Below are 726 nucleotides of genomic sequence, written 5' to 3' on the forward strand. Positions count from 1 at the left end.
CTACCCAACCCCCGCCGCATTACGCAGAATCGGTCTCGCCCGACTCGAATCCTGGTTACGCACCAGAAAAGCCCGCAACGCCGACAAGATCGCAGCGGCGGCAATGGCCGCCGCCCATCAGCAGCACATCCGCCTGCCCGGCGAGCCGCTGACCGCCACCGTGATAGCCGAACCGGCCAGAGAGGTCATGGCGCTCAACGACCAGATCAAGAAAACCGACACACTCATCGAGACCCGATTCCACCGGCACGAACTCGCCGAGGTGATCACCGGCCTGCCTGGGTTCGCAAGCTTGCTCGGCGCGGAATTCCTCGCCGTCACCGGTGGTGACATCGCCTCTTTCACCACCCCGGACCGCCTGGCCGCATTCGCCGGTCTCGCTCCGACGCCCTGGGATTCCGGCAGGATCCGCGGCAAACTGCACAGACCCCGCCGCTACCACCGCGGACTCAACCGCGTCTTCTACATGCCGGCCATGGTCAGTATCACCTGCTGTCCGGAGTCGAGACAGTTCTACGACCGAAAACGCATCGAAGGAAAACACCACAACCAGGCCCTCCTCGCACTCGCTCGACGACGCGTCAACGTCATATGGGCCCTCATCCGCGACCACCGGCCCTACCAACCGACCCCACGCGGTCCGGTGGTGATCGGCCGATGAACCTTCAAGTCAGCGCAGCAGCGGCCTGACCGGGCTTGACAACTCCATTGGGAAGTCTCCGGTGT

The 726-nt window shown here is 64.2% G+C and carries 1 protein-coding gene; it reads left to right on the plus strand.

Annotated elements, in window-relative coordinates; translation table 11 throughout:
• A partial coding sequence (locus ON20_RS25735; RefSeq protein ID WP_040839584.1) for an IS110 family transposase occupies nt 1–661 on the plus strand: 661 nt, incomplete at its 5' end.
• Nucleotides 662–726 lie beyond the last annotated feature (65 nt).

It is taken from the genome of Nocardia brevicatena NBRC 12119, from assembly GCF_000308495.1.
GTDB lineage: Bacteria > Actinomycetota > Actinomycetes > Mycobacteriales > Mycobacteriaceae > Nocardia > Nocardia brevicatena.